We start from the raw sequence: 4,208 nt of genomic DNA, 5'->3' as shown, positions 1-4,208 counted from the left end.
GTTGCTTTACTCAATATATTGAAATCACTAGATATTATTTGAAAAATAGTTAAATATACGTTACTATAACCTAGTATTTGCAATGATTTTATTTAACTAGCACAACGAGTTAATTAATGAAAAATTATAAATTAAAAAGAATAATCTTTAAACACTATTTTGTTAGTTAATAATATATAGCCAATAAAATAAATTAAGTAAAATAATATAGCAAAATTAATCAATNTTTAATAATTATATATATGATAAAATATTATACCAATAAATCTAATATATAAAGAGGTAAGAATATGGATTATAAATTTGGACTTCCAGTAGAAATAATATTTAAATCTGGAGCTATTAAAAATATAAGTAAAGTAATAGAAAATAATAATTATAAAAAAGGTATTTTAATATCTAGTAAGAGATTTATAGAAAGTGAATATGGAAATGAGGTTGTAAATTCATTAAAAGAATACATTAATGATATACATTTTGGAATAAGTGCAAATCCAACTATAGAAGATGTAGAAAATACAACTAATACTATAAAAAATAGTAATGTAGACTTTATTATAGCTTTAGGTGGAGGTAGCATATTAGATTGTGCTAAAATATCTTCTTCTATGGCAGCTATGAATACAGATATAAGATATTTCCTAGAAAATAAATTAGAAATAAATAAAAATATACCAGTTATAGCAATACCTACAACAGCAGGAACTGGAAGTGAAGTAACAACTGTATCAGTTATAAGTAATAAAGATACTGAAGATAAGTTTCCTATAAAGTCAGATTATTTATTGCCTAAAGTAGCAATAATAGACCCAGAGTTAACACTTACTGTTCCTAAAAGTGTTACAGCAAGTTCCGGTATAGATGTATTATCACATGCACTAGAATCTTATTATAGTAAAAATAACAACCCTATATCAGACTTGTTAGCAATAGAAGCAATAAAGCTTGTTATGAATAATTTAAAACATACAGTTAACAATCTAGATAATATAGAATATAGAGAAAATATGTGCCAAGCATCGCTACTTGCAGGAATGGCATTTGCTGTTACAGGAACAGCAGCATGTCATGGTATATCATATCCACTAACTAGTAAGTATAATATTCCTCATGGTGAGGCTTGTGGACTTACTCAAGACAAGGTATTATTATTAAATTCAAAAGTTGAGTTTGATAGAATAGATAAATTAAGTAAGGAAGTTGGATATACTAACGTAGAAGAATTTTCAAATTCAATATATAAATTAAAACAAGACATAGGACTAGCCAATAATTTAAGAGATTATAATATAAAAAGTGAAGAGTTAGAAAGTATAGCTAATTTATGTACATCTAAAAATATATTAGCTAATCCATATAAACTTAATAAAGAAGAAATTCTAAAATTATTACAAAGTATATATTAAAATAATTTTAGTGNNNGATGAACACCTATCTCCATATATAAAGATAGGTGAAATTAGAATACCAAAGCAAGATTTTATAACTAAAGAACGATTTGAATTAGCAGAAGTATTATCTTATTCTCCTGGTCATTCATTAGTAGAGCATAGACCAATAGGTGATATTAATGAGGGTCGTATTAAGATATATGAAGAAATGTCTAAGTTTAGGCATGAAAGAAATAACAAGAAACTTTTTGAGCCAACTAAAGAATATTTTGATAAAATAGATAGATAAGACTAAATAAGATTTATAGGAGAACAAAATGAATATAAAGCCTTTAGATATATTACAAAAATATTATGGATATACAAGTTTTAGAAAAGGTCAAGAAAATATAATAACATCTATAATAAATAAAGAAGATGTACTAGCTATAATGCCAACAGGTGGAGGTAAATCTATTTGTTACCAAGTTCCTGCCCTTTGCTTAGAAGGAATAACTATAGTTATTTCACCTTTAATATCACTTATGAAAGACCAAGTTGATACTTTAAAAACTATGGGAATCAAGGCTGGTTTAATAAATAGTTCTTTATCTAATAGTGAATATAGTACTATTTTAGAAGAAATAGAAAATGATGAATGTAAAATAATATATATAGCTCCAGAAAGACTTGATAGTATGGAGTTTGTAAATATAGTAAGAGGAAAAAATATAAGTCAAGTTGCAATAGATGAGGCTCACTGTGTTTCTCAATGGGGACATGACTTTAGRGTTAGTTATAAAAAAATACCACATTTTATAAATAGATTAGACAAAAGACCAATAGTTACAGCCTTTACAGCAACTGCAAGTAATGAGGTTAGAGAAGATATAGTAAGAATACTAGATTTACATAATCCAGATATTTATATAACTGGGTTTGATAGAGAAAACTTATCTATAAATATAGTTAAATCATCATCTAAAAATAAATATACATTAGATTATGTAGAAAATCACAAAAATGAAAGTGGAATAATCTATGCTGCAACTAGAAAAGAAGTAGAGACTATATATGAAGGATTATTAAAAAGAAATTATTCTGTTGCAAAATATCATGCAGGACTTTCAAATGAAGCTAGGAAAGAATATCAAGAAAAGTTTATAAATGATGATATAAAGATAATGGTAGCTACAAATGCCTTTGGTATGGGAATAGATAAGCCAAATATAAGGTGGGTACTTCATTATAATATGCCACAAAGTGTAGAAAACTATTACCAAGAAATAGGTAGAGCRGGAAGAGATGGAGAAGAAAGTGAATGTGTATTATTATTTTCTCCAGGAGATGTTCATACACAAAAATATTTAGTTGAAGTAGGAATTGAAAACCCAGAAAGAAAAAAGGTTCAATATAAAAAACTTCAACAAATGGTAGATTTAGTTTATAGCAATATGTGCTACAGAAAAAGTATACTAAATTACTTTGGAGAAGACTTTATAAATGATTGTAACAACTGTAGCAATTGTTTAAATGAAGGTGAAGTGGTAGATAAAACACTAGATGCACAAAAGGTCATATCATGTATTGCAAGAATGAAAAGAAGCTTTGGTGCTACTATGATAATAGATGTTTTAAGAGGATCTAAGAATAAAAAGGTATTAGAACTTGGATTTGATAAGCTAACTACTTATGGAATTATGAAAAATTATTCTAATGAAGATTTAAAAACCTTTATAAATACMTTAGTATCACATGGTTTTTTGGATGTAGTAGAAAATATAGGAATGAGAGGAACTTTTCCTACTATAAAATTAAATGAAAACTCTTTAAAGGTTATAAGACAAGAAATTAAAGTTGAATTTAAAGAAGATAAGATTACTAAGTCAAGATATGTTGAAAATGAATTATATGAAATGCTAGTAGCTTTAAGAAGTGAAATAGCAAAAGAAGAATCTATAGCACCATATATGGTATTTGGAGATGCAACTCTTAAAAATATGGCTAGTAGCTATGCAAGTAACAAAGAAGAAATGCTAGCTATATCTGGAGTTGGACAAATCAAATATGAAAAGTATGGTAATAGATTTGAAGATATAATTAAAAAATATATAGAAGAGAAGAACATAGATAAATCTAAAATAAATAAGGTGTCGGAAAAACTTACATCTGCAAATAGTGAATATTTTAATGTAACTACTGATAAAAAACTATATGAAAAATTAAGGGACTATAGACTTAGTATATCTAAATTAGAAGGAGTACTTCCTTATATGATACTATCAAGTAACACATTAAAAGAAATAAGTGGGAGATATCCATTAGATGAAGAACAACTAAAGGATATAGGTGGTATAGGTCCTGTTAAGATAAATAAATATGGAGAAGATATTATAAATATAGTTAAAGAATATATTAATGAAAATAATATAACTCCTAAATGGGAAGAAAAGAAAAGGCTAAAATTAGTTTTAGACGGAGATAGTAGAAAAAATGAAGAAATAGCTCTTGATTTACTAAATCAAAATAAAGATATAAATGATGTAGCAAATGAACTAGAAGTATCAGTTTCTACTGTGCTTGGATATATTTATGATTATATAAAGAATGGAAATAATATAAACTTTAATATAGATTTAAAATCTATGTATACTGAAAATGAAAAAGAAATGATACTTGATGCAATATCTAGATTTGGTGACGAGAAGGTAAGTGCTATTAAAAAGGTTATGCCAGATTATGTAAAATATGAAAGTATAAGAGCTGTAATACTTGAAAGATATATATAAAGTATTAAACTAAAATATTAAAATACCCTGCTATCGTGTTTCACGATAG

2 protein-coding genes are annotated in these 4,208 nt (G+C 26.2%); both read left to right on the top strand.

Annotated features, from left to right (window positions below; all coding sequences use genetic code 11):
• Window positions 1-290 precede the first annotated feature (290 nt).
• Window positions 291-1,406 carry an iron-containing alcohol dehydrogenase family protein gene (locus G3997_RS06320; RefSeq protein WP_296644588.1) on the top strand — a complete coding sequence of 372 codons (1,116 nt, stop codon included), beginning with the start codon at window positions 291-293 and terminating at the stop codon, window positions 1,404-1,406.
• A gap of 302 nt (window positions 1,407-1,708) precedes the next feature.
• Window positions 1,709-4,159 (top strand): DNA helicase RecQ, encoded by a 2,451-nt coding sequence (recQ, locus tag G3997_RS06315; protein WP_296644584.1) that lies wholly within the window; start codon window positions 1,709-1,711, stop codon window positions 4,157-4,159.
• Window positions 4,160-4,208 lie beyond the last annotated feature (49 nt).

The sequence above is a fragment of the Romboutsia sp. 13368 genome, assembly GCF_018336475.1.
Taxonomy (GTDB): domain Bacteria; phylum Bacillota; class Clostridia; order Peptostreptococcales; family Peptostreptococcaceae; genus Romboutsia.
This window is presented reverse-complemented; position numbering and strand designations above follow the sequence as displayed.

Bases quoted from the DNA above. Each gene is read 5' to 3' on its own strand.
- G3997_RS06320 (WP_296644588.1), top strand. From the start codon at position 291: ATGGATTATAAATTTGGACTTCCAGTAGAAATAATATTTAAATCTGGA.